Genomic DNA, 2,077 nt, shown 5'->3' on the forward strand with positions numbered 1-2,077 from the left:
GTTGTCAAGGTCAGCCCGTTGAACGCCTACCCGGCCAAGGGACGCGCCACCGGCGGCGTGCGGTGCCAACGGTTGCTCAAGGGCGACAGCGGCCTGATCCTTGCCTGGGTCGGCCATGGGCCACCCATGGCCTGCGCCCCCAGCGGATCTCCGGTGGACCTGCCCGAGCCGGACGAGCGTCGCGACGCTTCGGGCGTACCTGCAGCACAGCCGATCCTGGCCGTCGCGGGGCCGCCCGGGGTGCCGACCCCCGTGCAAGACTGATGGCGTGCGCACTCCACGACACGTCATTGTCCTCGCCCTGACCCTCGTCGCCCTCGTTGCCGCCGGCTGCAGTGGCGAAGACTCCACGGAGCAGGGCGGCGACGACACTGCCGCCATCCAAGCCAGGTTGCAGGCCGCGCAACAGGCCATCACCGACGCCAAGGGTCTGATCATCTCCTTGAAGACGACCGAGCTTCCGTCAGGTGTCACCGGCCTGCTGTCGGCCTCCGGCCGCGGCTATCAGGGCGCGACCCGGGACGATGCGGCCTTCACCGGCGACGTCACGGTCGTCACGGGCGGCGGCAGCCTCACGGCCGAGGTCGTGGCCGTGGCCGGCAAGGTCTACGCCAAGACCAGCCTCACCCCGGTCTTCTTGGCCATCGACCCCGCCACGTTGAAGGCGCCCGACCCGGCCAGCCTGCTGGGCGCCAAGGGCGATGGCCTCCCGATCATCTTGACCAAGACCGACGATGTGGCTGAAAAGGGCAAGTCTCGCGATGGCAAGACGGTGCTCACCACCGTCACCGGCACGATCCCCGGCGCGGTGATCCAGGACTTCTTGCCCACGGCCGACGCCGAGGGCACCTTCAAGGTCACCTATCGACTCACCGACGACGACATCTTGACCGACGCCAACATCACCGGCCCGTTCTACGCTGATGGCTCCGACGTCACTTACGCGATCGTCCTGGACCCCACTGACGACGCCACCGAGATCACCAAGCCCTAGGACGCCGCATGGACACCGCGCCACCGGCGGACTCGAGAACCGCTCCCCTGGCTCGGTCGTCTCGACTGTTGCTGGGTCTCGCGGCCGTGGCCATCGCGTTCGCTGCAGCGGACACCTACGTCGTGGTGCTGGCGCTGCCGGACATGATGAGCGCTGCGGGACTCGGGGTCGACGAGCTGCAGCGGGCCGCACCGATCGTCTCGGGATTCCTGTTGGGCTACGTGGGCATCCTGCCCTTGATCGGCCGCATCTCGGATTTGCGCGGCCGAGTTCCGGTGCTGTTGGGGTCGTTGGTCGTCTTCGCCGTCGGATCGCTCCTCACGGCAGCCGCCTACAACCTCGACACGGTCGTGATGGGCCGACTCATTCAAGGCATTGGCGGGGGCGGTCTCATTCCGCCCACCTTGGCGCTCGTGGCCGACCTGTGGCCGCCGCAGAAACGAGGGCTCCCCCTCGGCATCGTCGGTGCGGTTCAAGAGCTCGGCAGCGTGCTCGGCCCGCTGTACGGCGCTGTCGTGCTCGCGTTCGGGTCGTGGCGCGACATCTTCTGGCTCAATTGTGCGGTGGGTCTGGTGCTGGCAGCTGCGTTGCTGCGCCCTCGGGCCATCGAAGCGCCACCTGCACCGGACCACCCACGTTTCGACTGGATCGGCACCACGTTGGGCTCGCTTGGCCTGATGGGGCTGCTGCTGGTCATGTTGTCTCCGCGCCGCCTCGTCGAGGGTGTCACGACCGGACTGGCGTTCATCCCTGTCACCGGCGAGTCGCGCTGGCTGACCCCCGTGGCGCTGGTGACCTTCGGCATCCTCGCGATGTTCGTGGTCTGGGAGGCGTTCGCATCGCGGCCGTTGATCGGCTGGCGCGGCTGGGCCGAGATCGCCCGTGAGACCGATCTGATCGGTGCCGCATTTCTGACCATCGCACTCGGCGCTGTCATCATCACCTTCGCGTCGGCCGAACCTGAGACCACGGCGATCTCACCGACGGCGCCCTACCTGTTGCCCCTGGCGGCCGTCGCGCTGGGCGGTTTCGGCTGGCGCCAACGCACCGCTCGCGTCCCCCTCATCCCTCGCGGCGCTTTGG

At 68.4% G+C, this 2,077-nt stretch carries 2 protein-coding genes and 1 pseudogene; all 3 read left to right on the plus strand.

Annotated features, from left to right (window positions below; all coding sequences use genetic code 11):
- Positions 1–264 (plus strand): annotated as a pseudogene (locus WB508_RS10075) (DNA topoisomerase IV); the annotation flags it as partial.
- Between the two features lie 4 nt (positions 265–268).
- Positions 269–994 carry an LppX_LprAFG lipoprotein gene (locus tag WB508_RS10080; RefSeq protein ID WP_423844751.1) on the plus strand — a complete coding sequence of 242 codons (726 nt, stop codon included), beginning with the start codon at positions 269–271 and terminating at the stop codon, positions 992–994.
- A gap of 8 nt (positions 995–1,002) precedes the next feature.
- Positions 1,003–2,077: MFS transporter (locus tag WB508_RS10085; protein WP_423844752.1), on the plus strand; the 1,075-nt coding region annotated here is incomplete at its 3' end.

The sequence above is a fragment of the Aeromicrobium sp. genome, from assembly GCF_049586495.1.
Lineage (GTDB): Bacteria > Actinomycetota > Actinomycetes > Propionibacteriales > Nocardioidaceae > Aeromicrobium.